This is a genomic window from Salmonella enterica subsp. enterica serovar Typhimurium str. LT2 (genome assembly GCF_000006945.2).
Taxonomy (GTDB): domain Bacteria; phylum Pseudomonadota; class Gammaproteobacteria; order Enterobacterales; family Enterobacteriaceae; genus Salmonella; species Salmonella enterica.
Genome location: NC_003197.2, coordinates 737,947 through 762,064, shown reverse-complemented (window position 1 = coordinate 762,064; position 24,118 = coordinate 737,947). Strand labels below are relative to the sequence as shown.

The 24,118-nt window shown below is 52.9% G+C and carries 20 protein-coding genes, 7 tRNA genes and 33 other annotated features; of the genes, 21 read left to right on the top strand and 6 right to left on the bottom strand.

All coding sequences use genetic code 11. From position 1 onward, the window contains the following. Window positions 1–63: 63 nt before the first annotated feature. The gene (locus STM0699; RefSeq protein ID NP_459684.1) at window positions 64–549 is read left to right on the top strand and encodes a putative cytoplasmic protein; all 486 of its coding nucleotides are present in this window, start codon (window positions 64–66) and stop codon (window positions 547–549) included. A 114-nt stretch (window positions 550–663) separates the two neighbouring features. Here the strand turns inward: STM0699 and pgm are convergent. Together pgm and seqA are read right to left on the bottom strand one after the other, a co-directional pair. Then, window positions 664–2,316, bottom strand: a protein-coding gene (pgm, locus tag STM0698; protein NP_459683.1) for a phosphoglucomutase. Within the gene, window positions 664–2,304 belong to an annotated coding region; the region does not span the whole gene. Continuing rightward, window positions 2,311–2,316, bottom strand: a ribosome-binding site (putative RBS for pgm; RegulonDB:STMS1H001014). (Overlaps the previous gene by 6 nt.) 12 nt (window positions 2,317–2,328) lie before the next feature. Next, window positions 2,329–2,881, bottom strand: a protein-coding gene (seqA, locus tag STM0697; protein ID NP_459682.1) for a negative modulator of initiation of replication. Within the gene, window positions 2,329–2,871 belong to an annotated coding region; the region does not span the whole gene. After that, window positions 2,876–2,881, bottom strand: a ribosome-binding site (putative RBS for seqA; RegulonDB:STMS1H001013). It overlaps the preceding gene by 6 nt. Before the next feature lie 174 nt (window positions 2,882–3,055). On the opposite strand from seqA, the gene ybfF reads away from it, so the two are divergent. The 8 genes from ybfF (at window position 3,056) to citA (ending at window position 10,691) form a co-directional block, all read left to right on the top strand. After that, window positions 3,056–3,826, top strand: coding sequence for a putative enzyme (gene ybfF, locus STM0696; RefSeq protein NP_459681.1), 771 nt, complete (start codon window positions 3,056–3,058; stop codon window positions 3,824–3,826). A gap of 116 nt (window positions 3,827–3,942) precedes the next feature. Next, window positions 3,943–3,948: a ribosome-binding site (putative RBS for ybfE; RegulonDB:STMS1H001012), on the top strand. Next, window positions 3,943–4,253, top strand: a protein-coding gene (ybfE, locus tag STM0695) for a LexA regulated, putative SOS response (protein ID NP_459680.1). Within the gene, window positions 3,960–4,253 belong to an annotated coding region; the region does not span the whole gene. Its footprint overlaps the feature before it by 6 nt. Window positions 4,254–4,388: 135 nt before the next feature. Then, window positions 4,389–4,394: a ribosome-binding site (putative RBS for fldA; RegulonDB:STMS1H001011), on the top strand. Further along, the gene (fldA, locus tag STM0694; protein NP_459679.1) for a flavodoxin 1 occupies window positions 4,389–4,934 on the top strand. Within the gene, window positions 4,404–4,934 belong to an annotated coding region; the region does not span the whole gene. (Overlaps the previous feature by 6 nt.) Continuing rightward, window positions 4,880–4,900 (top strand) — a protein binding site (putative binding site for Fur, RegulonDB: STMS1H000187). It overlaps the preceding gene by 21 nt. 127 nt (window positions 4,935–5,061) lie before the next feature. Continuing rightward, window positions 5,062–5,070 (top strand) — a -35 signal (putative -35_signal for fur; RegulonDB:STMLTH004694). After that, the gene (gene fur, locus STM0693; protein ID NP_459678.1) for a transcriptional repressor of iron-responsive genes (Fur family) (ferric uptake regulator) occupies window positions 5,062–5,668 on the top strand. Within the gene, window positions 5,216–5,668 belong to an annotated coding region; the region does not span the whole gene. Its footprint overlaps the feature before it by 9 nt. Next, window positions 5,064–5,084: a protein binding site (putative binding site for CRP, RegulonDB: STMS1H000047), on the top strand. It overlaps the preceding gene by 21 nt. Further along, window positions 5,078–5,086: a -10 signal (putative -10_signal for fur; RegulonDB:STMLTH004694), on the top strand. (Overlaps the previous feature by 7 nt.) Further along, window positions 5,201–5,206: a ribosome-binding site (putative RBS for fur; RegulonDB:STMS1H001010), on the top strand. A gap of 101 nt (window positions 5,669–5,769) precedes the next feature. Further along, window positions 5,770–5,775: a ribosome-binding site (putative RBS for STM0692; RegulonDB:STMS1H001009), on the top strand. Next, the gene (locus tag STM0692; protein NP_459677.1) for a putative LysR family transcriptional regulator occupies window positions 5,770–6,709 on the top strand. Within the gene, window positions 5,783–6,709 belong to an annotated coding region; the region does not span the whole gene. Its footprint overlaps the feature before it by 6 nt. Before the next feature lie 92 nt (window positions 6,710–6,801). Continuing rightward, window positions 6,802–6,807, top strand: a ribosome-binding site (putative RBS for STM0691; RegulonDB:STMS1H001008). Further along, the gene (locus STM0691) for a putative periplasmic protein (RefSeq protein ID NP_459676.1) occupies window positions 6,802–8,210 on the top strand. Within the gene, window positions 6,807–8,210 belong to an annotated coding region; the region does not span the whole gene. It overlaps the preceding feature by 6 nt. Then, window positions 8,190–8,195 (top strand) — a ribosome-binding site (putative RBS for citB; RegulonDB:STMS1H001007). Its footprint overlaps the gene before it by 6 nt. Beyond that, the gene (citB, locus tag STM0690; protein NP_459675.1) for a citrate utilization protein b occupies window positions 8,190–9,336 on the top strand. Within the gene, window positions 8,197–9,336 belong to an annotated coding region; the region does not span the whole gene. Before STM0691 ends, citB begins: the two co-directional genes overlap by 21 nt. Window positions 9,337–9,379: 43 nt before the next feature. Continuing rightward, window positions 9,380–9,385: a ribosome-binding site (putative RBS for citA; RegulonDB:STMS1H001006), on the top strand. Continuing rightward, window positions 9,380–10,691 (top strand): citrate-proton symporter gene (citA, locus tag STM0689; protein ID NP_459674.1). Within the gene, window positions 9,387–10,691 belong to an annotated coding region; the region does not span the whole gene. It overlaps the preceding feature by 6 nt. 48 nt (window positions 10,692–10,739) lie before the next feature. Here citA and ybfN read toward each other — a convergent pair. The 4 genes from ybfN to nagE all read right to left on the bottom strand — a co-directional run bounded on the left by ybfN (window position 10,740) and on the right by nagE (window position 16,897). Beyond that, the gene (gene ybfN, locus STM0688; RefSeq protein ID NP_459673.1) for a putative lipoprotein occupies window positions 10,740–11,084 on the bottom strand. Within the gene, window positions 10,740–11,072 belong to an annotated coding region; the region does not span the whole gene. Beyond that, window positions 11,079–11,084 (bottom strand) — a ribosome-binding site (putative RBS for ybfN; RegulonDB:STMS1H001005). Its footprint overlaps the gene before it by 6 nt. Window positions 11,085–11,121: 37 nt before the next feature. After that, window positions 11,122–12,540 (bottom strand): putative outer membrane protein gene (gene ybfM, locus STM0687; protein ID NP_459672.1). Within the gene, window positions 11,122–12,528 belong to an annotated coding region; the region does not span the whole gene. Further along, window positions 12,535–12,540 (bottom strand) — a ribosome-binding site (putative RBS for ybfM; RegulonDB:STMS1H001004). It overlaps the preceding gene by 6 nt. Window positions 12,541–12,973: 433 nt before the next feature. Continuing rightward, the gene (gene glnS / locus STM0686; protein NP_459671.1) for a glutamine tRNA synthetase occupies window positions 12,974–14,653 on the bottom strand. Within the gene, window positions 12,974–14,641 belong to an annotated coding region; the region does not span the whole gene. Beyond that, window positions 14,648–14,653: a ribosome-binding site (putative RBS for glnS; RegulonDB:STMS1H001003), on the bottom strand. Its footprint overlaps the gene before it by 6 nt. Before the next feature lie 198 nt (window positions 14,654–14,851). Continuing rightward, window positions 14,852–16,897, bottom strand: a protein-coding gene (nagE, locus tag STM0685; protein NP_459670.1) for a Sugar Specific PTS family, n-acetylglucosamine-specific enzyme IIABC. Within the gene, window positions 14,852–16,804 belong to an annotated coding region; the region does not span the whole gene. After that, window positions 16,812–16,817: a ribosome-binding site (putative RBS for nagE; RegulonDB:STMS1H001002), on the bottom strand. It overlaps the preceding gene by 6 nt. Further along, window positions 16,865–16,873 (bottom strand) — a -10 signal (putative -10_signal for nagE; RegulonDB:STMLTH004693). Then, window positions 16,889–16,897, bottom strand: a -35 signal (putative -35_signal for nagE; RegulonDB:STMLTH004693). Window positions 16,898–16,913: 16 nt before the next feature. Further along, window positions 16,914–16,934 (bottom strand) — a protein binding site (putative binding site for CRP, RegulonDB: STMS1H000059). Continuing rightward, window positions 16,918–16,946 (bottom strand) — a protein binding site (putative binding site for NagC, RegulonDB: STMS1H000304). Its footprint overlaps the feature before it by 17 nt. Next, window positions 16,924–16,944, bottom strand: a protein binding site (putative binding site for CRP, RegulonDB: STMS1H000101). Its footprint overlaps the feature before it by 21 nt. 11 nt (window positions 16,947–16,957) lie before the next feature. After that, window positions 16,958–16,978: a protein binding site (putative binding site for CRP, RegulonDB: STMS1H000112), on the bottom strand. Window positions 16,979–17,023: 45 nt separating this feature from the next. Continuing rightward, window positions 17,024–17,044, top strand: a protein binding site (putative binding site for CRP, RegulonDB: STMS1H000049). Window positions 17,045–17,051: 7 nt separating this feature from the next. Beyond that, window positions 17,052–17,060, top strand: a -35 signal (putative -35_signal for nagB; RegulonDB:STMLTH004692). On the opposite strand from nagE, the gene nagB reads away from it, so the two are divergent. The 12 genes from nagB (at window position 17,052) to glnX (ending at window position 24,051) form a co-directional block, all read left to right on the top strand. After that, window positions 17,052–17,931, top strand: a protein-coding gene (gene nagB / locus STM0684; protein NP_459669.1) for a glucosamine-6-phosphate deaminase. Within the gene, window positions 17,131–17,931 belong to an annotated coding region; the region does not span the whole gene. It overlaps the preceding feature by 9 nt. Beyond that, window positions 17,068–17,088 (top strand) — a protein binding site (putative binding site for CRP, RegulonDB: STMS1H000075). It overlaps the preceding gene by 21 nt. Then, window positions 17,071–17,079, top strand: a -10 signal (putative -10_signal for nagB; RegulonDB:STMLTH004692). It overlaps the preceding feature by 9 nt. Further along, window positions 17,114–17,126: a protein binding site (putative binding site for NagC, RegulonDB: STMS1H000301), on the top strand. Further along, window positions 17,121–17,126 (top strand) — a ribosome-binding site (putative RBS for nagB; RegulonDB:STMS1H001001). (Overlaps the previous feature by 6 nt.) Before the next feature lie 47 nt (window positions 17,932–17,978). After that, window positions 17,979–17,984 (top strand) — a ribosome-binding site (putative RBS for nagA; RegulonDB:STMS1H001000). Beyond that, the gene (gene nagA / locus STM0683; protein NP_459668.1) for an N-acetylglucosamine-6-phosphate deacetylase occupies window positions 17,979–19,145 on the top strand. Within the gene, window positions 17,991–19,145 belong to an annotated coding region; the region does not span the whole gene. (Overlaps the previous feature by 6 nt.) After that, window positions 19,144–19,149: a ribosome-binding site (putative RBS for nagC; RegulonDB:STMS1H000999), on the top strand. Its footprint overlaps the gene before it by 2 nt. Beyond that, window positions 19,144–20,370 (top strand): transcriptional repressor of nag (N-acetylglucosamine) operon (NagC/XylR family) gene (gene nagC, locus STM0682; protein NP_459667.1). Within the gene, window positions 19,150–20,370 belong to an annotated coding region; the region does not span the whole gene. (Overlaps the previous feature by 6 nt.) The genes nagA and nagC overlap by 2 nt, the downstream gene beginning before the upstream one ends. Window positions 20,371–20,405: 35 nt before the next feature. Continuing rightward, window positions 20,406–20,411 (top strand) — a ribosome-binding site (putative RBS for nagD; RegulonDB:STMS1H000998). Continuing rightward, the gene (nagD, locus tag STM0681; RefSeq protein NP_459666.1) for a putative phosphatase in N-acetylglucosamine metabolism occupies window positions 20,406–21,169 on the top strand. Within the gene, window positions 20,417–21,169 belong to an annotated coding region; the region does not span the whole gene. It overlaps the preceding feature by 6 nt. Window positions 21,170–21,446: 277 nt before the next feature. Beyond that, window positions 21,447–21,452 (top strand) — a ribosome-binding site (putative RBS for asnB; RegulonDB:STMS1H000997). Beyond that, window positions 21,447–23,123 (top strand): asparagine synthetase B gene (gene asnB, locus STM0680; RefSeq protein NP_459665.1). Within the gene, window positions 21,459–23,123 belong to an annotated coding region; the region does not span the whole gene. (Overlaps the previous feature by 6 nt.) Before the next feature lie 222 nt (window positions 23,124–23,345). Continuing rightward, window positions 23,346–23,419: transfer RNA gene (gene metT / locus STM0679), tRNA-Met, on the top strand. Between the two features lie 11 nt (window positions 23,420–23,430). Next, window positions 23,431–23,512, top strand: a tRNA-Leu gene (leuW, locus tag STM0678). Between the two features lie 26 nt (window positions 23,513–23,538). Further along, window positions 23,539–23,610 (top strand) — tRNA-Gln (gene glnU, locus STM0677). A gap of 38 nt (window positions 23,611–23,648) precedes the next feature. Beyond that, a tRNA-Gln gene (gene glnW, locus STM0676) sits at window positions 23,649–23,720 on the top strand. 18 nt (window positions 23,721–23,738) lie between these two features. Then, window positions 23,739–23,812, top strand: a tRNA-OTHER gene (gene metU / locus STM0675). 49 nt (window positions 23,813–23,861) lie between these two features. Beyond that, window positions 23,862–23,933 (top strand) — tRNA-Gln (glnV, locus tag STM0674). A 46-nt stretch (window positions 23,934–23,979) separates the two neighbouring features. Continuing rightward, a tRNA-Gln gene (glnX, locus tag STM0673) sits at window positions 23,980–24,051 on the top strand. Window positions 24,052–24,118: the final 67 nt, after the last annotated feature.

The following is a 24,118-nucleotide window of genomic DNA, read 5'->3' as shown; positions in this document are numbered from 1 at the left end:
GGCGCGCCCGGGCTGCGGTAACGGTAGTCCGGGCATTTTCACTCTTTGAATAAGATAATAGAAATGAGTAATCCAGAGCGGGAAGTCACTGATATAGCAGAAATACTGGCTATTCTCAGTAAACACGAAGTGTGTCGGATAGGGTTTAACGACAATCTCTGCCCGTATGTTGTCCCCGTAAATTTTGGCTACGAGTATCAGAACGGACGCTGGATATTTTATTTTCACGGCGCACGCACCGGGAAAAAGATGCGTCTGTTACGTAAGAACCCGGCAGTATGCATTGAAATGGACGGCGACCATGCATTACTACGTGCCGATGACCCCTGTGATTATAGCTACGCCTACACCAGCGTTTTCGCCACCGGACTGGCATCGATATTGCAAACGCGCGAGGAGATGCGCTACGGCCTGGACGTCATTATGCGTCAGACCGATCCGGGAAAAACCTTCAGTTATCGGGAAGATATGATGAAAGCGGTTTGCGTGGTGCGTATCGAATGCGACGCCCTCACCTGCCGCCGACATCTGGCGACTCAGAGCGAATAAGTCAGATATCACAAGCGCCTTATCCGGCCTGGAGGCGGTTTACAGGCCTGATAAGCGCAGCGCCGTTAATACAAAAAAGGAGCCGTAAGGCTCCTTTTTCTTCCATATCGCCCATCAGGCGTTTTTCAATACTTCGCTAACGATTTCAACGGCTTCTTTCTCAATCTGCTTGCGATGTTCTTCCCCCAGGAAGCTTTCGCAATAGATCTTGTAAGCGTCTTCCGTACCGGATGGACGCGCGGCGAACCAGCCGTTATCGGTCATTACCTTCAGGCCGCCAATCGATGCGCCATTACCCGGCGCTGCGGTAAGACGCGCGGTGATCGGGTCGCCTGCCAGCGTGCTGGCGCTCACCATTTCCGGAGACAGTTTAGACAATGCCGCTTTCTGCGCGGAGGTCGCGCTCGCCTGCAGACGGTTATAGCTCGGGGCGCCAAAACGCGCTGCCAGTTCATTGTAATGCTCTTGCGGGTTTTTCCCGGTAACGGCGGTGATTTCCGCCGCCAGCAGGCACATGATGATACCGTCTTTATCGGTAGACCACGGCGTACCGTCGAAACGCAGGAACGAAGCGCCCGCGCTCTCTTCCCCGCCGAAACCAAAGCTGCCGTCGAACAAACCGTCAACAAACCATTTGAAGCCAACCGGCACTTCTACCAGCTTGCGTCCCAAATCATTCACCACGCGGTCAATCATCGCGGAAGAGACCAGCGTTTTACCGACAGCCACGTCTTTGCCCCATAGCGGACGATGCTGGAACAGATAGTTAATGGCGACCGCCAGATAATGGTTCGGGTTCATCAGCCCTGCAGGCGTCACGATGCCATGACGGTCGTAGTCCGGGTCGTTGGCGAAGGCCAGGTCAAACTTGTCACGCAGCGCCAGCAAACCCGCCATCGCACATTCGGAGGAGCAATCCATACGGATCGCGCCGTCTTTATCAAGGTGCATAAAGCGGAAGGTTTGATCAACCTGATCGTTAACTAACGTCAGGTTAAGTTTGTAATGCTCAGCGATACGTTTCCAGTATTCAATACCGGAGCCGCCCAGCGGATCGACACCCAGCGTCAGACCGGCTTTCTGAATCGCCGCCATATCAACGATATCCGCCAGCCCTTCGACAAACGGCTGTACCAGATCTACCGCTTTAACGTGGCCCGAGGCCATTGCCGCATCCAGAGAGATGCGCTTAACGCCTTGCAGGCCGCCCGCCAGCAGCGCATTGGCGCGATCTTCTACCACTTTAGTGACGTTGGTATCCGCCGGGCCGCCATTGGGCGGATTATATTTAATACCGCCATCTTCCGGCGGGTTGTGCGACGGCGTAATGACAATACCATCAGCCAGCGGGCCGCCTTTTTTGTTATGGACCAGGATAGCATTTGACACGGCAGGCGTTGGCGTAAAGCCATTATTTTCCTGCACGATAACGTCTACGCCGTTTGCCGCCAGCACTTCCAGCACGGAAATGAAGGCCGGTTCCGAGAGCGCATGGGTGTCTTTCCCCACATAGCAGGGGCCGGTAATGCCATTTTTCGCCCGCTCTTCAGCAATCGCCTGGGCGATCGCCAGAATATGCGGTTCGTTGAAACTGTGACGACCTGCGCTGCCGCGATGGCCGGAAGTGCCAAATTTCACGGCATGTTCTGCATTCCCTGCCTCCGGTTTCAGTACATAATACTGCGCCGTCAGTTGGGCGACGTTAATCAAATCACTCTGTTGCGCGGGTTGTCCTGCGCGGTTGTGGATTGCCATTGCCTGGTCCTTCTAATGCAAGGATTAAATTGTTCCGCAAACCTTTTCAATCAATTCCGCCGGGAATTGCATTGACTGCATGATGTGTTCGATCATGCTGCATTTACGGCCGGTGTTGGTGTTGGTGATCACCCAGTACGGCGTGCCGGGAACGTGCTTAGGTTTAGTTTGATTCCCATTTTTCAGCAGCGTTTGTTCATCCGCCGCAAAATAGACGCGCGTGCGGCCATGCAACGACTCCGTCGCCTCCGCAAACGCGTGGTGATCCAGTGAATAGAGTGTAGTCAGAATCAGCATAAAGCGGTTGACCGCTTTTTTCTGCTCGGCATATTCGTCAGACAACAACAGCTCACGCATCGCGCGAACTTTGTCTTTTACCGGGTTAACCGGTTTCGCTTCGGCAACGGGTTGCGCCGCAGGCGTCCCCTTCACCGCTGAAGCCGTTGGCTGTGTCGTGGCGGAAAACTTCAACATACGCCGTAAAATGTCGGATGCGCTCTCGCCGATATGCTTGGTGTGGCTGGCAATATAGCTATAGAGTTCATCATCAACTTCAATCGTTTTCATCTTAATCCAGTGCGATGTCTTTGCTGAATACAAGTCATTGGGATTATAGGAACAAATCCCAACAGCGGATAGCGTTAAGCCCGGCTGACAAAAAAACTCGGAGTAAACCTTAGAGGTTGCAGCCCAGTGGCAGAATGGTCAACATAATACCCTAACCCGACAGAGCGAAAAAAAGAACTTTGCCATGAAATTAAACATCCGAGCGCAATCTGCACAAAACCTGCACAATAATTCCCCCATCGTTCTCGTTCATGGCCTGTTTGGCAGCCTGGACAACCTCGGCGTACTGGCGCGCGATCTGGTGACCGATCACGACATTATTCAGGTCGATATGCGCAATCATGGTTTATCGCCGCGCGATCCGGTCATGGATTATCCGGCAATGGCCCAGGATCTTCTGGATACGCTTGACGCGCAGCAGATTGAAAAAGCGACGTTTATTGGTCATTCCATGGGTGGAAAAGCGGTAATGGCGCTGACGGCGCTGGCGCCCGATCGCATCGATCGTCTGGTCGCGATTGATATCGCCCCCGTGGATTATCACGTTCGCCGCCACGATCGCATTTTCGCGGCCATTAACGCCGTCAGCGAATCCGACGCGACATCCCGCCAACAGGCGGCAGGGATTATGCGCCAGCACCTCAACGAAGAAGGCGTGATCCAGTTTCTGTTAAAATCCTGGGCTGAAGGCGAATGGCGTTTTAATGTTCCGGTATTATGGGAGCAGTATCCGCATATCGTCGGCTGGGAAACCATTCCGCCCTGGGAACATCCGGCGCTGTTTATTCCAGGCGGTAACTCGCCGTACGTGACCGAAGCGTACCGCGACACGCTACTGGCACAATTCCCTTTGGCGCGCGCGCATGTGATCGCCGGCGCGGGCCACTGGGTACATGCCGAAAAACCAGAGGCGGTTCTGCGCGCCATCCGCCGTTATCTGCACGATAAACGCTAACTGATTAAAAACTCATCGCCTGTGCGCGATTACGCGCGCGGGCGTTGGCGTCGCTTCCTCGCTGATGTATGATGGCGCGCTATCCATCCGGGCATAAGCCTGGCTGATTGTTTCCCCCGAAGTCACCAAAATCATGGCCAAAGAACAAACGGACCGTACGACATTAGATCTGTTCGCGCACGAGCGTCGCCCGGGACGACCTAAAACGAATCCGCTTTCGCGCGATGAACAGTTACGCATCAACAAGCGCAACCAGTTAAAACGCGACAAAGTTCGTGGCCTCAAGCGTGTCGAATTAAAACTCAACGCACAAGCGGTTGACGCGCTGAATGAGCTGGCCGAAGCGCGCAACATTAGCCGCAGCGAGCTCATTGAAGAAATATTAATGAAGCAGCTTATGGCGCTGCGCGGCCAGGGTTTAGTCTGAAAATAAGTTTTGTTTCATATTTCGTGTAGCAGAGCGTGCAGTCCCGCGTGATTGCTGTTTCCGCATATCTGCCTGTTCTGCTATGATTGCCCTTATCCGTGGGCAATTCGCCACCACCATTTCAATAAGTTTCAAGAGGTTATTTTACTCATGGCAATCACTGGCATCTTTTTCGGCAGCGACACCGGTAATACCGAAAATATCGCAAAAATGATTCAAAAACAGCTTGGTAAAGACGTTGCCGATGTGCATGACATTGCAAAAAGCAGTAAAGAAGACCTGGAAGGGTATGACATTCTGCTGCTGGGCATCCCAACCTGGTATTATGGCGAAGCGCAATGTGACTGGGATGACTTCTTCCCGACTCTCGAAGAGATTGACTTTAACGGTAAGCTGGTGGCGCTGTTTGGCTGTGGCGATCAGGAAGACTACGCGGAATACTTCTGTGATGCGCTGGGCACGATTCGCGACATTATTGAGCCGCGCGGCGCCACGATTGTGGGTCACTGGCCAACCGCAGGCTATCATTTTGAAGCCTCTAAAGGTCTGGCTGACGACGATCATTTTGTCGGTCTGGCGATTGACGAAGACCGTCAGCCTGAACTGACCGCCGAGCGTGTTGAAAAATGGGTTAAGCAAGTTTCGGCTGAATTGCACCTCGACGACATCCTCAACGCCTAATCTTATGCGGCGCAGCGTTATATCTGCGCCGCATCAATAGACAAGACCAATCAAAATAATTGCTACAAATTTGTAACTTTCGCACCCATCCCTGTACAATGTCCGGGTGTAATCAGGTGGCGCCAGAATTTGCAGGCAAAACCACAGTTTTATTAACATCTGCGAGAGACTTGCGGTTTTCATTTCGGCATGGCAGTCCTATAATGATACGCATTATCTTGAGTGCAATTTCTGTCACTTCTCTAATGAAGTGAATCGTTTAGCAACAGGACAGATTCCGCATGACTGACAACAATACCGCATTAAAGAAGGCTGGCCTGAAAGTAACGCTTCCTCGTTTAAAAATTCTGGAAGTTCTTCAGGAACCAGATAACCATCACGTCAGTGCGGAAGATTTATACAAACGCCTGATCGACATGGGTGAAGAAATCGGTCTGGCAACCGTATACCGTGTGCTGAACCAGTTTGACGATGCCGGTATCGTGACCCGCCATAATTTTGAAGGCGGTAAATCCGTTTTTGAACTGACGCAACAGCATCATCACGACCATCTTATCTGCCTTGATTGCGGAAAAGTGATTGAATTTAGTGATGACTCTATTGAAGCGCGCCAGCGTGAAATTGCGGCGAAACACGGTATTCGTTTAACTAATCACAGCCTCTATCTTTACGGCCACTGCGCTGAAGGCGACTGCCGCGAAGACGAGCACGCGCACGATGACGCGACTAAATAAGTGTAAATCTTTCGAAGAGCCAACCGCCCGGTTGGCTTTTTTATATCCTCCTCTTTCCTGCCGCTTGATGTTGATTTAATGTAAAAAACGCTATCGCATCTCAGGAGAGCAGGAATGGAGCTTCGCCAGTTACGCTATTTCGTGCGTATTATTGAAACCGGCAGTATGGGCAGCGCCGCACAGGATCTTGATATTGGCGTTTCAGCATTAAGTCAACAGATGTCCCGTCTGGAAAACGAGCTCGCCATCCGTCTGCTGCAGCGCACTTCGCGCGGCGTAACGCCAACCAACGCCGGGCTGGCCTTTTATTCACAGGCGCAACTCGCCCTGCGTCATGCCGACGACGCGATTCTCGCCGCCAGAGAAGCGCGCCTTTCCGGTCATGTGAGCGTAGGAATGGCCCCCAGTACCGCCTCCATACTGGGTATACCGTTTATCCATGCCATGCAGGAAAACTATGCCGATGTCCGACTGCATGTGGTGGAAAGCTTGTCCGGTAATCTGGAAAGAATGATCAATACCCGCCAGATTGATTTAGCCATTGTCTTTCAAAAAGATAAAATCCTGCGCTGGAGCGCCAGACCGATCCTTGAAGAACAGCTTTTTCTGATTGGCTCCCATGCCCTGCTGGCGGCGCTTCCTGATAACCCGATCACACCTGAACAACTGGCAGGCATTCCGCTCATTATGCCAAGCCAGGGACATGGGCTGCGCGGCAGGCTGGACGCTGTCTGCCAGGAACATGCGCTTAACGTTGAAATCGTCGCGGAAATTGACGGCCTGGCGTTGTTGATGCGCGCCGTGCGCGACGGTCTTGGCGCCACGTTGCAGCCCGGCGCGGCGATTTCTCATCTGGATAACGACGCGCTACGCGTGATCGGCGTCCATAATCCGGTACTCAGCCGCCCCAATTTTTTAGTCAGCCTGTCGGATGATGAACTGACGCCCGCCGGCCTTGCCGCCAGAGTAGTCCTTACCAAAGTTATGCGTCAGTTAGTCGACGCCGGTGAATGGCCAGGCGCAACCCTTTACGCTTACTAAACCCCTGTTTAGCGCTACCTGATAGCGCACCGCTTATTTATCCGTATACATTTCAATTACAAATTTAACAAATAGTTAAATGGTACGGGAGTATAAGATGGTTGATGTACTGGTGATAGGCGGAGGCAATGCCGCATTATGCGCCGCCCTGACCGCACGGGAAGCGGGCGCATCGGTTCTGCTGCTGGAGGCTGCCCCGCGGGAATGGCGCGGCGGAAATTCTCAGCACACACGAAACCTGCGCTGTATGCATGATGCGCCGCAGGATGTGCTGGTAGAAAGCTATCCTGAAGAGGAATTCTGGCAGGATCTGTGGCGAGTCACCGACGGCAACACCAACGAGGCGCTGGCGCGGCTGGTCATTCGCACCTCTTCGCAATGCCGCGACTGGATGCGCAAACATGGCGTTAACTTTCAACCGCCACTATCTGGGGCGCTCCACGTTGCGCGCACCAATGCGTTTTTTATGGGCGGCGGGAAAGCGCTCGTCAATGCCTATTACCGTAGCGCCGAACGGCTGGGCGTACAGGTTCGCTATAACACGCCGGTTCACGCGCTTGAACTTCATGACGGCGAATTCGTGGCGGCGCTGGCGGGTAGCGAACGGATTACCGCCAAAGCCTGCGTATTAGCGGCTGGCGGTTTCGAATCAAACCGTGAATGGCTGCGGGAGGCCTGGGGAGAAAACGCCCGCGGCGAATGGCCCGCGGATAATTTCCTGATTCGCGGCACGCGTTTTAACCAGGGCGTATTACTCAAATTTATGATGGATGCCGGCGCGGATATCATTGGCGATCCGTCCCAGTCGCACTGCGTAGCGATTGATGCCAGGGCGCCGCTGTACGACGGCGGTATTTGTACTCGCGTGGATTGCGTATCGCTGGGTATTGTCGTGAATCGCGACGCCGAACGTTTTTATGATGAAGGCGAAGATTTCTGGCCGAAGCGTTACGCCATTTGGGGGCGGCTGGTTGCTCAACAGCCAGGACAAATTGGCTATTCGATTATTGACAGCAAAGCCATCGGCCACTTTATGCCGCCGGTTTTTCCTGGCGCGCAGGCCAATACGCTGGCTGAGCTGGCCTGCCAGTTGGGGCTGGACGCGGAAAAATTTACCCATACCGTCACGCAGTATAACCAGGCCTGCCAGCCCGGTCATTTTGATCATACCTTGCTTGATGACTGCGCCACTAAAAACCTGACGCCGGCGAAAACCCACTGGGCGCGCCCGCTTGATGCGCCGCCCTACTACGGTTATGCGCTGCGACCCGGCATCACGTTTACCTACCTGGGTCTGAAAGTCAATGAACGTGCCGCGGTGCATTTTGCCGGTCATCCAAGCCGCAACCTGTTTGTTGCCGGCGAGATGATGGCAGGAAATGTTCTGGGCAAGGGGTATACCGCAGGCGTAGGCATGTCTATCGGCACAACCTTTGGCCGCATTGCGGGAATAGAAGCCGCCCGCGCGGCGCACAAGGAGGCGCAGCATGAAACAGCTTGAAAAATTAATCATTGAGGCCACCGTGCTTACCGAACCGGAAGCCGAGGTCGAACGCGTCATGCAAGTGTGTAACGCGTGTCGCTACTGCGAAGGTTTTTGCGCGGTATTTCCGGCGATGACCCAGCGGCTCGAATTCGGTAAAGCCGATATTCATTATCTGGCGAATTTATGTCATAACTGCGGCGCCTGCCTGCACGCGTGCCAGTACGCGCCGCCCCATGAATTTGCCATTAACGTGCCGAAAGCGATGGCGCAAGCCCGCCTGGAGACGTATCAACAGTATGCCCAGCCCGCCGCTTTTGGCGCGTTATACCGTCGGGCGGGGATCACCGTCGCGCTGGCGCTGATAGTCGGTCTGACGCTCTTTTTATTACTGGCGATGGCGCTGAAAGGGTCGCTGATTCATCCGCCGCTGGCCGGTGACTTCTATCAAATTTTTCCGCATAGCCTGCTGGCATGGATGTTCGGCTCAGTTTTTGTGCTGGCAATCGGTTTGCTTATGGCGGGCGTAATCCGCTTCTGGCGTGAGATCTCGCCGGGCGTACCGCGTTCGGCAGAGATTGCGGAAGCGTCGCACAATGCGTTAACGCTGAAATATCTCGACGGCGGTCACGGCAAAGGCTGTAACGAAGCGGACGATGCGTTCACGCTGCTGCGCCGTCGCTTTCATCACTTTACCTTTTACGGTTTTATGCTCTGTTTTGCCGCCACGGTCGTGGCGACGGGCTATCACTACGTCGCCGGTTGGGAAGCGCCCTACCCGTTTTTTAGCCTGCCGGTCATGCTCGGCACGCTGGGCGGTATCGGTCTGCTTATCGGCCCGGCCGGGCTACTGTGGCTCAATCTGCGGCGGTCGCCGTTACATGGCGATGCGCGCCAGAAACCCATGGATCGCGGCTTTATTCTGCTGCTGTTCTTAACCAGTCTGACCGGGCTGGCGCTGCTGGCAGGCAGAGACACCAGCGGAATGGGCATACTGCTGGCGCTCCATTTAGGCGTGGTGATGGCGCTCTTTCTCACCCTTCCCTACGGAAAATTCGCCCACGGATTTTTCCGCTGCGCGGCCTTACTCAAATGGGCAGTTGAGAAGCGACGCGGAAAACATGCGGGGGATACAGGCAACTGACCCGCAACATCTTACCCATAAAACAATAAAGACAGTGGAGAGCAAACCCTATGGCACAACACACACCTGCAACATCGCGCGCCGGCACGTTCGGCGCAATACTGCGCGTGACAAGCGGCAATTTCCTTGAACAGTTTGATTTTTTCTTGTTCGGATTTTACGCCACCTATATCGCCAGAACGTTTTTTCCGGCGGAAAGCGAATTTGCCTCATTAATGTTGACCTTTGCCGTCTTTGGCTCCGGTTTTTTAATGCGCCCCGTCGGCGCGATTGTGCTTGGCGCCTATATTGACAGAATCGGACGCCGTAAAGGGCTGATGGTGACACTGGCGATTATGGGCTGCGGTACGTTGCTCATCGCCCTCGTCCCCGGCTACCAAACGATCGGCCTGGCAGCGCCTGCGTTGGTGCTGTTGGGCCGGTTATTACAAGGATTTTCTGCGGGCGTTGAGTTAGGCGGCGTCTCGGTCTATCTGTCCGAAATCGCAACGCCAGGCAATAAAGGGTTTTATACCAGCTGGCAATCCGCCAGTCAGCAGGTCGCGATCGTTGTTGCCGCGTTGATTGGTTATAGCCTGAATATCACGCTGGGACACGACGCGATATCGGAGTGGGGCTGGCGAATTCCGTTCTTTATCGGCTGTATGATCATTCCGCTGATTTTTGTTTTACGTCGTTCATTACAAGAAACAGAAGCGTTTTTACAACGCAAGCATCGCCCCGACACCAGGGAAATTTTTGCAACTATCGCCAAAAACTGGCGCATTATTACAGCCGGAACGCTGCTGGTGGCGATGACCACCACAACGTTTTATTTTATCACCGTTTATACGCCGACCTATGGCAGAACCGTGCTTAATCTCAGCGCGCGGGACAGTTTGATCGTCACCATGTTAGTGGGGGTGTCCAATTTTATCTGGTTACCCATTGGCGGCGCGATTTCCGACCGGATTGGCCGTCGCGCTGTGTTAATGGGCATTACGTTGCTGGCGCTGATCACCACCTGGCCCGTCATGCAGTGGCTGACCGCCGCGCCCGACTTTACCCGCATGACGCTGGTACTGCTGTGGTTCTCTTTCTTTTTTGGCATGTATAACGGCGCAATGGTCGCGGCGTTAACCGAAGTGATGCCAGTCTATGTGCGTACCGTTGGTTTCTCGCTGGCCTTTAGCCTGGCGACGGCGATTTTTGGCGGCCTGACGCCGGCCATCTCTACCGCGCTGGTAAAGTTAACCGGCGATAAAAGCTCGCCCGGCTGGTGGCTGATGTGCGCAGCGTTATGTGGACTTGCCGCGACGGCGATGCTGTTTGTACGTCTGAGTCGCGGCTATATCGCGGCAGAAAATAAAGCCTGAAAAAACCACGGGCGGAAAACATTCGCCCGTGGGTGGCAAGGCAGGGTTTTATTGCACGTTATTATGACTGCGAATTTCCTGCCAGACCTTATCGCAGTCAGCCTTGACCGCCTGATCGTTACCCGTGCGCGTCGCCTGAATGCACTGCTGATAGTCCAGTACCCGCACGCTTTCTTCGTTAGCAAATTGCTGATGTCTGCGCTCTTTTTTAAGGACATTCAGCACGCTTTGGCAGGCCTCTATCTTCTCAGGCGAGCCCTGTGCGGTATTGATACAGGCGCTGTACGCCTCTTTCAGCCGGCTATCTTCTTCCGGCGCGGGTGATGACGCGCAGGCCGTCAAACCGGCGGTCATGCTGGCGATGAGTAAAATTTTTTTCATAGGTCGTTCCTCAACAGCGCGGCAGGCCGGCAGCCTGCCGCATCTGACATCAGAAAATAGTGAATGGCGCAATAACGATAAATTTCACGTCACGTTCATCCTGGAAGATGTTGCCGTAACCACCGCCCCAGCTTGGAATATTGGAGTGGTTGTCATATTCGGTAAAGTGCAGTTTGAACATGGTGCCTTTGGCACGCCCCTCCTGCAGGGTATAAACCGCATCCAGACTGTATGAGGACTCTTCGATAGTGCGGTTTTTGTCGTAGTAAGCATCCGGGTTACTTTGCCAGGTTGCCGGTTTAGCATCCCAGGCGTAAACGTAAGACGCACCCACAGCCCAGCCCGGCAGATTCCAGTTTTTCAGGTCATACATCGCGCCGAAGAAAACCGCCTTTTCACCGTTAGCGTTAAAGTCGGAGCGGTTATCCCACCAGATATCCAGACGACCGTTTGAAGAGGCGTAGGTTGGCGTCATACGTTGCAGAAAATAGCCCTGCTGACCGTCCGCTTTCACCCAGGTGCCTTCCAGACGCAGGTCAACCACTTCCGCGACTTTGTAGCCGAAGGTCAACGCCTGCAGCCAGGCCGTACCGTCGTAAATATCATTCACGCTGCGATCGTCTACTTTGTCGCGCGCGCCGTAGAACTGGTAACTGGTGGTGAACGGATTGCCGCCTAAATCAAATTTATAGCTGGCCTTCGCGAAATATTGATCGACATAGCCTTCGGACTGACCAAACGCCGCTTCCAGCACCAGATCATTTTTGAAGTCGTACTTCGCGCCGATGGAGTGGAGATAATCCACATTGGTTTTTTTATCCGCCTGATAAAACTTATCCATTTCGGTATGCCACGGCGCTTTATATTCGTTAGTCCACATGTAGGAAAAACTTAACGCGCCCGCATCGCCATAGTCAAAACTGGCGCCGGCTTCCGCACCCTGATAGGTACCCGGCATAAAACTCCAGTGCGGCGCTAACAGCGTCTGACCGGTAGGCTGAATATAACCGGCGCGCGCCCAGACCGGGCCATATTTAAATTTCGCTGCGGCTTTATAAAGACTGATACCGCTCTTATCGCCGGAATAGTCTTCGTCGTAGCCTTTATTCTTTTTCGAGAAGGCAATTTCGTTTGGATGACCGCTGTCGCCGTTTTCTGCCATTTCAATCGCGGTAAACGCCGCGATATCCAGACCGAACATATCCGCAGCGTAACCAGACTGAAAATCCAGGTTAGCGTTCCAGGTCGCATGAGAAAGGTTAGTTTTATATTTGTCGCCGTCGGTCACATCTTTGCGATCGCGTTCACGCTGCCAATAATAGATGCCGCCCGTTAACGTGGAGTCGTCGAAAAAGCCGGAGGCTTGCGCCTGCGGAACAACGATCCACCCCGACATTGCTGTGATACCGGCGATAGCCAGAGCCAGCGTACTACGTTTGCCACTAAACGTACGCATAAGTTAATCCTCTTTGACGTATAAATTGCTGCCGACAAAAGCGAACAGCGAAAAAATAAAAAGTAGCGCTGAGAAACCTCATTTACTACGTTAAATAGACTATTTTTCGCGATGCGAATTATCAATCTCTTTCTGTAACCAGTATGTAATAATATGAGCAACCGCACATATTTAATTGCTTTCTGTTACATTCGACTGCTGGTGGGGGAAGCAGACCGCCAGAAAGAAAATTGACTTGTTTTCCATAGGCATGAAAATAATTGTCTCCTGTTGACCTGACGCTTATAACATTTAGATTAATAATCATTTATCAGATCAATAATTTTCAGAGAATAATTAATTCGCCTCGCAAAAAAGAGAATCGACTTAGAAATGCAGAGAAAAAACGCCGCAGAACGCGGCGTTGACAAGGTATTTTTACAGCATTCGCCTGTTGGCGCAGTGCTTACTCGCCCGCTTTCGCCCAGGTATCACGCAGGCCCACGGTGCGGTTAAAGACCAGCTTATCGGCCGTTGCATAGCGGCTGTCGAGGCAGAAGTAGCCTTCACGTTCAAACTGGAAAGCTTTTCCTGCTACCGCCGCTTTCAGCGACGGCTCGCCATACCCCTGCTTAATCACTAATGATTCGGGGTTGATAACAGACAGGAAGTCCTCCGCGGCGCCCGGATTCGGCACGCTGAACAGACGGTCGTAGAGACGAATTTCAATCGGCAGCGCATGTGCTGCGCTAACCCAGTGGATTACGCCTTTCACTTTACGCCCGTCAGCCGGATCTTTACTCAGCGTATCAGCATCATAGGTACAGAAGATGGTGGTGATATTCCCTTCGGCATCCTTCTCTACGCGCTCCGCTTTAATGACGTAGGCATTACGCAGACGCACTTCTTTGCCCATCACCAGACGTTTGTACTGTTTGTTCGCTTCTTCGCGGAAATCTGCGCGATCGATCCAGATCTCACCGCTAAACGGCACTTCACGGCTGCCCATCTCCGGTTTATTCGGATGGTTAGGCATGGTAACCATTTCGCTCTCACCCTGCGGGTAATTTTCGATAACCAGTTTTACCGGATCGATTACCGCCATCGCGCGCGGCGCGTTTTCGTTCAGATCTTCGCGAATGCAGGATTCCAGCGACGCCATCTCAATAGTGTTGTCCTGCTTGGTGACGCCGATGCGTTTGCAGAACTCACGAATAGAAGCCGCGGTATAGCCGCGACGGCGCAGACCGGAAATAGTCGGCATACGCGGATCGTCCCAACCTTCGACGTGTTTGTCGGTCACCAGCAGGTTCAGCTTACGCTTGGACATCACGGTGTATTCCAGATTCAGGCGCGAGAATTCGTACTGGCGCGGGTGAACCGGAATGGTGATGTTGTCCAGCACCCAGTCGTACAGACGACGGTTATCCTGGAACTCCAGCGTACACAGAGAATGAGTAATGCCTTCCAGCGCATCGCTGATGCAGTGAGTAAAGTCGTACATCGGATAGATGCACCACTTGTTGCCAGTCTGATGATGCTCGGCGAATTTAATGCGATACAGCACCGGATCGCGCATCACGATAAACGGCGACGCCATGTCGATTTTAGCGCGCAGACAGGCTTTACCCTCTTCAAAACCGCCGGTACGCATTTTTTCAAATAGCGCGAGGTTCTCTTCGACGCTGCGATCGCGGAACGGGCTGTTTTTACCCGGCGCGGTCAGCGTACCGCGGTATTCACGGATCTGCTCCGGCGTCAGCTCATCAACATAGGCCAGGCCTTTATTGATTAGCTCGACCGCATAGGCGTGCAGTTGGTCAAAGTAATCGGAGGAGTAGCGAATATCGCCAGACCAGTGAAAGCCTAACCACTCGACGTCGTTTTTGATCGAATCAACGTACTCGATATCTTCTTTTACCGGGTTGGTGTCATCGAAACGCAGGTTGCACTGGCCCTGATAATCTTGCGCGATGCCAAAGTTCAGGCAGATAGATTTCGCGTGGCCGATATGCAGATAGCCATTCGGCTCCGGCGGAAAACGGGTATGGACAGTGGTATGTTTACCACTCGCCAGATCTTCATCAATAATCTGACGAATAAAGTTAGTCGGGCGGGCTTCAGCCTCACTCATCGTGGATTCCTCAAAGCGTAAACAACGTATAACGGCATATGATCTTATAAGCCGGACAGACTGACAACCTTTAGTTACTTAAAAAGTGGCTTTGCAGAAAATATTGGGGCTAATTGCGGTAAAAAAAAGCGGCGAAGGTTTCCCTCTGCCGCTTATGTTTCCTGTGATATCGCCGGATGGCGTCTTACGCCTTATCCGGCCAGGAAGCGATTATTTGCTCTTGATCTCGTACAGTGGCGTTTTACCCGCTACCACGTGACCATCCGCTTTGATGACCAGAGCGCTGAAGTCATCGCTGTTGCTGCAAACAACCGGGCTTATCATGGAACGCGCATTGGCATTCAGGAAGTCCAGATCCAGTTCCAGCACCGGCTGACCCGCCGTGACTTCCGCACCCTCTTCTACCAGACGCTTAAAGCCCTGACCGTTCAGCGCGACGGTATCGATACCCATATGGACAACGATCTCCGCGCCTTTTTCGGTTTCCAGACAGAACGCGTGGTTAGTGTTGAAGATTTTCACGATAGTACCCGCCGCCGGAGAAACCACGGTTTTATCGGTGGGTTTCACCGCCACGCCGTCGCCGACCGCTTTGCTGGCGAAAGCTTCATCCGGTACCTGATCCAGCGCCACTACCTCACCGGTAATCGGAGAGACCAGTTCAGCGATAGTTACCGCATTCGGCACCGCCTGGGGTTTGGCCGCCGGAGCAGGTGTTGCAACGTGAGCCGCATCAGCAGACGCTGCCGCGACCGGTCCCCGCGCCACCACTTTCTTCATTTCATCGCCAATCGATTCCGCTTTCGCGCCGACAATAACCTGAATGGTCTGTTTGTTCAGTTTCACCACGCCGGAAGCGCCGAGGCGTTTGCAGGCCGCATCGTTAACGCGAGCAGAGTCATTCACGGTCAGGCGCAGACGGGTAATACACGCATCGATCGCTTTCAGGTTGTCCGTACCGCCAACCGCAGCAATATAGCTGGTCGCCAGTTGCGTTAACCCTTCTTCGGTGTTGCTGTTGGCTTCTTCCGTTACCATCTCATCAACTTTATCTTCGCGGCCCGGCGTTTTCAGGTTAAACATACGAATAACCGCGCTGAACAGCAGGAAGTAGATGATAAAGAATACAACGCCCATCACCAGCAACATCCAGACGTTATTGCTGGCCGCTGGCAGGTTATACATCAGAACATAGTCGATCGCGCCTGCCGAGAAAGAGAAGCCCGCATGGATACCCAGCAACGTCGCGACGAACAGGCTGATACCAGTCAAAATGGCGTGCAGGAGGTACAGCAGCGGCGCCAGGAACATAAACAGGAATTCCAGCGGCTCGGTTACGCCGGTCAGAAACGCGGTGATCGCGACAGACAGCAGCATACCGCCCACCATCGGACGACGTTCTTTCGGCGCGGCGAAATACATCGCCAGAGCGGCGCCCGGCAGACCAAACATCATGATCGGGAAGAAGCCGGACATAAACATCCCCGCCGTGCCGTCGCCAGCATAGAAGCGGTTGATGTCGCCGTGGAATACAGTGCCTGCGGCATTGGTGAATTCGCCAATCTGGAACCAGGCGATGGTGTTCAGTACCTGATGCAGACCGGTGGGGATCAGCAGACGGTTGATGAAGCCAAAGATACCGGAACCCAGCGCGCCTGCGGAAACGATCCATTCACCGCCCGCATGGATGCCATGCTGTACCGGCGGCCAGACGTAACCGAAAATAGCGGCCAGCACCAGACAGAAAAAGCCCGTTGCGATCGGTACAAAACGTTTTCCACCGAAGAAACTGAGAAAATCAGGCAGTTTGATACCAGACCAGCGATTATAAACCGCGCCGCCGACCAGACCGGTAATAATCCCCGCCAGCACGCCCATGTTGATTTCCGGGTTAATCGTCACCATCGCTTTGGTCATGACGAAGTAACCCACGGCTCCCGCCAGCGCTGCCGCGCCCGCGCTATCTTTAGACCAACTGGAGGCCACGCCGATAGCGAAAACCAGCGCCAGGTTATCGAAAATAGACCCGCCCGCTTGCGCGATAAACGGCATATTCAGCAAATCTGGTTGGCCGAATCGCAGCAACAACGCTGCCACCGGCAACACGGCGATAGGGAGCTGCAACGCCCTACCCAGCCGCTGGAAAAAACCTAAAATATTCATCTTATTCCCCCTACGAGACGCCGATATGGCTTCTTTGAAGCCGTTTTTTATTGTGCTGCAAACGTTAAAAACGTGATGTTCTGTAATCGAACGGTGAGATCATCTTCTGCAGAGTGTGTGGAAAATTAATTCGCCTCGCAAATTAAACGGGTGTTTTTTGTGATTATAATCACTAAATATCGTAATCACCCCTACCATCCACTGGCTAACACAGAAAACTTATTTTATGATTCAAAAAATCAGGACGGATTGAACACGAACCCTGGATATCCAGGTTACGCTTAATACGATCCGCCAAATTTTGACATTGATTATTGAGGTGAAGAATGAGACTGATCCCCCTGAGTACCGCAGAACAGGTTGGCAAATGGGCCGCTCGCCATATCGTTAACCGTATTAATGCGTTCAAACCGACCGCCGATCGTCCGTTTGTCCTTGGACTGCCTACCGGCGGCACGCCGCTAACGGCGTACAAAGCGCTGGTTGAGATGCACAAAGCGGGCGAGGTCAGCTTTAAGCATGTGGTCACCTTTAATATGGACGAATATGTTGGCCTGCCGAAAGAGCATCCGGAAAGCTACCACAGCTTTATGCATCGTAACTTTTTCGATCACGTTGATATTCCAGCAGAAAACATCAATCTTCTCAACGGTAACGCACCGGATATCGATGCAGAATGCCGTCAATATGAAGAAAAAATTCGTTCTTACGGTAAAATCCATCTGTTTATGGGCGGCGTCGGCAACGACGGTCACATCGCCTTTAACGAACCGGCGTCTTCCCTGGCTTCCCGCACCCGTATCAAAACGTTAACCCATGATACTCGCGTAGCGAACTCCCGCTTCTTTGACGGCGACGTAAACCAGGTGCCGAAATACGCGCTGACGGTAGGCGTGGGTACTCTGCTGGATGCGGAAGAAGTGATGATTCTGGTGCTGGGCCATCAGAAAGCCCAGGCGCTGCAGGCGGCGGTTGAAGGCAACGTCAACCACATGTGGACCATTAGCTGCCTGCAACTCCATCCGAAAGCGGTTGTGGTATGCGATGAGCCGTCCACAATGGAACTTAAAGTTAAAACATTGAAATATTTCAATGAATTAGAAGCAGAAAATATTAAAGGTCTGTAATGTTGTCTCCGCCCCGCCAGTCAATGCGGGGCGGTAAATTTTTGATATCGGGGGTCGGAATGTATGCTTTAACCCAGGGCCGGATCTTTACCGGTCACGAAATTCTTGATGACCATGCGCTTGTTGTCGCTAATGGCCTGATTGACCGCGTTTGTCCGATGGCCGAACTGCCGCCGGGAATAGAACAACGCTCATTGAATGGGGCCATTCTCTCCCCCGGTTTTATTGATGTGCAGCTAAACGGCTGCGGCGGCGTGCAGTTTAACGATACCGCAGAAGCCGTCAGCGTTGAAACGCTGGAAATTATGCAGAAAGCCAATGAAAAATCGGGCTGTACTAACTTTCTGCCAACGCTTATCACTACCAGCGACGAATTGATGAAACAGGGCATTCGCGTCATGCGCGAATACCTGGAAAAACATCCGCACCAGGCGCTGGGTCTCCACCTGGAAGGCCCCTGGCTTAATCTGGTAAAAAAAGGCACCCATAATCCTGATTTCGTGCGTAAACCAGACGCTGCGCTGGTCGATTTCTTATGCGATAATGCCGACGTCATCACCAAAGTCACACTCGCGCCGGAAATGGTGCCTGCTGACGTAATCGCTAAACTGGCGAATGCGGGCATTGTGGTTTCCGCAGGTCACTCCAACGCGACGTTAAAAGAGGCGAAAGCGGGCTTCCGCGCCGGGATTACCTTTGCGACTCACCTGTTTAACGCGATGCCGTACATTACAGGGCGTGAGCCGGGCCTTGCTGGCGCTGTTCTGGACGAAGCGGATATTTATTGCGGCGTTATCGCCGATGGTCTGCATGTCGACTACGCCAACATTCGCAATGCCAAACGCCTGAAAGGCGACAAACTTTGTCTGGTGACAGACGCCACCGCACCGGCGGGGGCCAATATTGAGCAGTTCATTTTCGCAGGTAAAACAATATACTACCGCAATGGACTGTGTGTGGATGAAAACGGTACGTTGAGCGGTTCGTCCTTAACCATGATTGAAGGCGTACGCAACCTGGTCGCGCATTGCGGCATCGCGCTGGATGAAGTGCTGCGCATGGCAACGCTCTATCCGGCTCGCGCTATCGGCGTTGATAAACATCTCGGTAGCATTGCGCCGGGTAAAGTCGCCAACCTGACCGCGTTCACCCACGATTTTAAAATTATCAAGACCATCGTTAATGGTGACGAGGTCGTTGACTTGAGTAAGTGAGAATATGACACCAGGCGGACAAGCTCAGATAGGTAACGTTGATCTCGTAAAACAGCTTAACAGCGCGGCCGTTTACCGCCTGATTGACCAGCATGGTCCTATCTCGCGCATACAAATTGCCGAGCAAAGCCAGCTTGCTCCCGCCAGCGTAACGAAAATTACGCGTCAACTCATTGAACGCGGGCTGATCAAAGAAGTCGATCAGCAGGCCTCTACCGGAGGCCGCCGCGCTATCTCTATCGTCACGGAAACCCGTAACTTCCACGCCATTGGCGTTCGCCTGGGGCGTCATGACACCACTTTAACGCTCTACGATCTGAGCAGTAAAGTGGTCGCTGAGGAGCATTATCCGCTGCCGGAGCGCACCCAGGAGACGCTGGAACATGCGCTGCTCAACACTATCGCCGTCTTTATTGATAGCTGTCAGCGTAAAATTCGTGAATTGATCGCTATCTCGGTGATCCTGCCAGGGCTTGTCGATCCGGAAAGCGGCGTGATTCGTTACATGCCGCACATTCAGGTTGAAAACTGGGGACTGGTCGAAGCGCTGGAAAAACGGTTTCACGTTACCTGTTTCGTGGGACACGATATCCGTAGCCTGGCGCTGGCGGAACACTACTTCGGCGCCAGTCAGGATTGCGAGGACTCGATTCTGGTGCGCGTTCATCGTGGTACAGGCGCCGGGATTATCTCCAACGGACGCATCTTCATTGGCCGTAACGGCAACGTCGGTGAAATTGGGCATATTCAGGTGGAGCCGCTGGGCGAGCGCTGCCACTGCGGTAATTTCGGCTGTCTGGAAACCATTGCCGCCAATGCGGCGATTGAACAACGGGTGCTGAATTTGCTTAAACAAGGGTATCAAAGCCGTGTTCCGCTTGACGACTGCACGATTAAAACCATCTGTAAGGCGGCAAACCGGGGCGACAGCCTGGCCTCGGAAGTCATTGAGCATGTTGGTCGCCATTTGGGCAAAACGATCGCCATTGCTATCAACCTGTTTAATCCGCAAAAAATCGTCATTGCCGGCGAGATCATTGAAGCCGATAAAGTCCTGTTACCCGCTATCGAAAGCTGTATCAATACGCAGGCGTTAAAGGCATTTCGCAAAAATTTGCCGGTGGTACGCTCCACGCTGGATCACCGTTCTGCTATCGGCGCATTTGCCTTAGTTAAACGCGCCATGCTCAACGGAACATTGCTGCAATGTTTGCTGGAAAGTTGATGCGCTCTTATAGTATCGGATTATTCACAAATTCCCTGGGTAGTTCATGACCATCAAGAATGTAATCTGCGATATCGACGGCGTGCTGATGCACGACAACGTAGCCGTACCCGGTGCGGCGGAATTTCTGACGGGGATTCTGGAAAAAGGTCTGCCGCTGGTGCTGCTGACCAATTACCCATCGCAAACCGGCCAGGATCTGGCGAACCGTTTTGCTACCGCTGGCGTTAACGTGCCGGACAGCGTGTTTTATACGTCAGCAATGGCGACAGCCGATTTTCTGCGCCGTCAGGAAGGTAAAAAAGCGTATGTCGTGGGCGAAGGCGCGCTTATTCACGAGCTCTATAAAGCGGGTTTTACCATTACCGATGTGAACCCTGATTTTGTCATCGTTGGAGAAACCCGCTCCTACAACTGGGACATGATGCATAAAGCAGCATTTTTCGTCGCCAATGGCGCGCGCTTTATCGCCACCAACCCGGATACCCACGGTCGCGGCTTTTATCCGGCCTGCGGCGCGCTGTGCGCAGGCATTGAAAAAATTTCCGGCCGGAAGCCATTTTATGTCGGCAAACCCAGCCCGTGGATCATCCGCGCGGCGTTAAACAAAATGCAGGCGCACTCGGAAGAGACCGTTATTGTCGGCGATAACCTGCGCACCGACATTCTGGCGGGGTTCCAGGCCGGTCTGGAGACCATTCTGGTGCTTTCAGGCGTATCAACGATCAATGATATTGACAGTATGCCGTTCCGCCCAAGCTGGATTTACCCTTCCGTCGCCGAGATAGACGTTATCTAAACCTGTCCTCTGCCTGATGACGCATAGCTTTCAGGCCTACGGTTCGAACAACATTGTAGGTCTGATAAGCGAAACGCCATCAGGAAAAACATAATTCAATTAATCCACGATAAAACTGAAGATCCATCAATAAATCCGCGCAATACGTAATCATTTTTCACTAATCAACAATGACGATTGCATTTTTCATTTTTCAGACCGTAATCCCCTTGCGCCTTCCACGCCTTTGCGGCATTTTTTAGTCAAGCAAATACAAAAAGTACGACGCAACAGATTAACGGAGAAGGCTATGTGTTCTATTTTCGGCGTATTCGATATCAAAACAGATGCAGCGGAACTGCGTAAAAAAGCCCTTGAACTGTCACGCCTGATGCGCCATCGCGGCCCGGACTGGTCCGGCATCTACGCTTGCGATAACGCGATTCTCGCACATGAACGCTTGTCGATTGTTGATGTTAACGCTGGCGCCCAGCCCCTGTATAACGCCAGAAAAACCCACGTACTGGCGGTGAACGGTGAAATTTATAACCATCAGACGTTACGCGCGGAGTATGGCGATCGTTACGCGTTCCAGACAGGCTCCGACTGCGAAGTTATTCTCGCGCTGTATCAGGAAAAAGGGCCGGATTTCCTTGACGATTTACAGGGGATGTTCGCCTTCGCCCTGTATGACAGCGAAAAAGACGCTTATCTGATTGGTCGTGACCATATCGGTATTATTCCGCTCTATATGGGTTATGACGAATTCGGCAACTTCTACGTAGCGTCAGAAATGAAAGCGCTGACCCCGGTCTGCCGCACCATTAAAGAGTTCCCGGCGGGCAGCTACCTGTGGAGCAAAGACGGCGAAATTCGTCAGTACTATCAGCGCGACTGGTTTGAGTTCGATGCGGTAAAAGACAACGTTACCGACAAAAACGCGCTGCGCCAGGCGCTGGAAGAATCCGTGAAAAGCCACCTGATGTCCGACGTCCCTTATGGCGTGCTGCTCTCCGGCGGTCTGGACTCGTCGGTTATTTCGGCAATCACCAAAAAATTCGCCGCCCGTCGCGTCGAAGATCAGGAGCGCTCCGAAGCCTGGTGGCCACAGTTGCACTCTTTTGCGGTCGGTCTGGAAGGTTCGCCTGACCTGAAGGCGGCCCAGGAAGTGGCTAACCACCTCGGCACCGTGCACCATGAAATTCACTTCACCGTGCAGGAAGGCCTTGATGCCATTCGTGATGTTATCTACCACATTGAAACCTATGACGTGACCACTATCCGCGCCTCAACGCCGATGTATCTGATGTCGCGTAAGATCAAAGCGATGGGCATCAAAATGGTGCTCTCCGGCGAAGGTTCCGATGAGGTGTTTGGCGGCTACCTGTACTTCCATAAAGCGCCGAACGCCAAAGAGTTACATGAAGAGACGGTCCGTAAGCTACAGGCGCTGCATATGTATGACTGCGCCCGCGCCAACAAAGCGATGTCCGCCTGGGGCGTGGAAGCGCGCGTACCGTTCCTGGATAAAAAATTCCTCGACGTGGCGATGCGTATCAACCCACAGGATAAAATGTGCGGCAACGGCAAGATGGAAAAACACGTGCTGCGCGAGTGCTTCGAGTCTTATCTGCCAGCAAGCGTCGCGTGGCGTCAGAAAGAGCAATTCTCTGACGGCGTAGGTTACAGCTGGATTGATACGCTGAAAGAGGTGGCGGCGAAACAGATTTCCGATCAACAACTGGAAACCGCCCGCTTCCGCTTTCCATACAACACGCCGTCGTCTAAAGAGGCGTATCTGTACCGCGAAATTTTTGAAGAGCTGTTCCCGGTGCCGAGCGCGGCGGAATGCGTACCCGGCGGCCCGTCCGTGGCCTGTTCTTCCGCCAAAGCCATTGAGTGGGATGAAGCATTCAAAACGATGGATGACCCGTCAGGCCGCGCGGTCGGCGTGCATCAGTCGGCGTACCAGTAAATTAACGATGACGAAAGAGCCCTTAGGGGCTCTTTTTTTATAGCAAACTACTTTCGGAAAAACGATTAATAACCAATAATTGCCGAATATTGCGCCACGCTGTTCGCAACCTAACCAAACAGACACTTTCCGACGTTTTTCGATGAAAAAGAGGTTGACGCTTCAAGGCTCAATACGCATAATGCGCCCCGCAACGCCGATAAGGTAACGCGAAAAAAAGATGGCTACGTAGCTCAGTTGGTTAGAGCACATCACTCATAATGATGGGGTCACAGGTTCGAATCCCGTCGTAGCCACCATCTTTTTTGCGGGAGTGGCGAAATTGGTAGACGCACCAGATTTAGGTTCTGGCGCCGCAAGGTGTGCGAGTTCAAGTCTCGCCTCCCGCACCATTCACCGATAAGCGTTGTACGGATGGGGTATCGCCAAGCGGTAAGGCACCGGTTTTTGATACCGGCATTCCCTGGTTCGAATCCAGGTACCCCAGCCATATTTCTTCGAGTTTGCGGTTCACCGCGACGGTATTGGGGTATCGCCAAGCGGTAAGGCACCGGTTTTTGATACCGGCATTCCCTGGTTCGAATCCAGGTACCCCAGCCATCGAAGAAATCATCTGGCTACGTAGCTCAGTTGGTTAGAGCACATCACTCATAATGATGGGGTCACAGGTTCGAATCCCGTCGTAGCCACCATATTCAGAACACGTCGAGGTATTCGACCGGTTCGAAAATAATTTGTTGGGGTATCGCCAAGCGGTAAGGCACCGGATTCTGATTCCGGCATTCCGAGGTTCGAATCCTCGTACCCCAGCCAGTTTTAAAGACGCTCTGCTAATGAGCGCAAGAAGTACGACAATTGGGGTATCGCCAAGCGGTAAGGCACCGGATTCTGATTCCGGCATTCCGAGGTTCGAATCCTCGTACCCCAGCCACCTTTAAAAAGCTCGCTTCGGCGAGCTTTTTGCTTTTCTGCGTTTATAAATTCCGAAAGAGGTT

Excerpts from the sequence above, each read along its gene's own strand:
- STM0699 (NP_459684.1), top strand. The coding sequence starts at position 64 with ATGAGTAATCCAGAGCGGGAAGTCACTGATATAGCAGAAATACTGGCT.
- pgm (NP_459683.1), bottom strand. The coding sequence starts at position 2,304 with ATGGCAATCCACAACCGCGCAGGACAACCCGCGCAACAGAGTGATTTG.
- seqA (NP_459682.1), bottom strand. The coding sequence starts at position 2,871 with ATGAAAACGATTGAAGTTGATGATGAACTCTATAGCTATATTGCCAGC.
- ybfF (NP_459681.1), top strand. The coding sequence starts at position 3,056 with ATGAAATTAAACATCCGAGCGCAATCTGCACAAAACCTGCACAATAAT.
- ybfE (NP_459680.1), top strand. The coding sequence starts at position 3,960 with ATGGCCAAAGAACAAACGGACCGTACGACATTAGATCTGTTCGCGCAC.
- fldA (NP_459679.1), top strand. The coding sequence starts at position 4,404 with ATGGCAATCACTGGCATCTTTTTCGGCAGCGACACCGGTAATACCGAA.
- fur (NP_459678.1), top strand. The coding sequence starts at position 5,216 with ATGACTGACAACAATACCGCATTAAAGAAGGCTGGCCTGAAAGTAACG.
- STM0692 (NP_459677.1), top strand. The coding sequence starts at position 5,783 with ATGGAGCTTCGCCAGTTACGCTATTTCGTGCGTATTATTGAAACCGGC.
- STM0691 (NP_459676.1), top strand. The coding sequence starts at position 6,807 with ATGGTTGATGTACTGGTGATAGGCGGAGGCAATGCCGCATTATGCGCC.
- citB (NP_459675.1), top strand. The coding sequence starts at position 8,197 with ATGAAACAGCTTGAAAAATTAATCATTGAGGCCACCGTGCTTACCGAA.
- citA (NP_459674.1), top strand. The coding sequence starts at position 9,387 with ATGGCACAACACACACCTGCAACATCGCGCGCCGGCACGTTCGGCGCA.
- ybfN (NP_459673.1), bottom strand. The coding sequence starts at position 11,072 with ATGAAAAAAATTTTACTCATCGCCAGCATGACCGCCGGTTTGACGGCC.
- ybfM (NP_459672.1), bottom strand. The coding sequence starts at position 12,528 with ATGCGTACGTTTAGTGGCAAACGTAGTACGCTGGCTCTGGCTATCGCC.
- glnS (NP_459671.1), bottom strand. The coding sequence starts at position 14,641 with ATGAGTGAGGCTGAAGCCCGCCCGACTAACTTTATTCGTCAGATTATT.
- nagE (NP_459670.1), bottom strand. The coding sequence starts at position 16,804 with ATGAATATTTTAGGTTTTTTCCAGCGGCTGGGTAGGGCGTTGCAGCTC.
- nagB (NP_459669.1), top strand. The coding sequence starts at position 17,131 with ATGAGACTGATCCCCCTGAGTACCGCAGAACAGGTTGGCAAATGGGCC.
- nagA (NP_459668.1), top strand. The coding sequence starts at position 17,991 with ATGTATGCTTTAACCCAGGGCCGGATCTTTACCGGTCACGAAATTCTT.
- nagC (NP_459667.1), top strand. The coding sequence starts at position 19,150 with ATGACACCAGGCGGACAAGCTCAGATAGGTAACGTTGATCTCGTAAAA.
- nagD (NP_459666.1), top strand. The coding sequence starts at position 20,417 with ATGACCATCAAGAATGTAATCTGCGATATCGACGGCGTGCTGATGCAC.
- asnB (NP_459665.1), top strand. The coding sequence starts at position 21,459 with ATGTGTTCTATTTTCGGCGTATTCGATATCAAAACAGATGCAGCGGAA.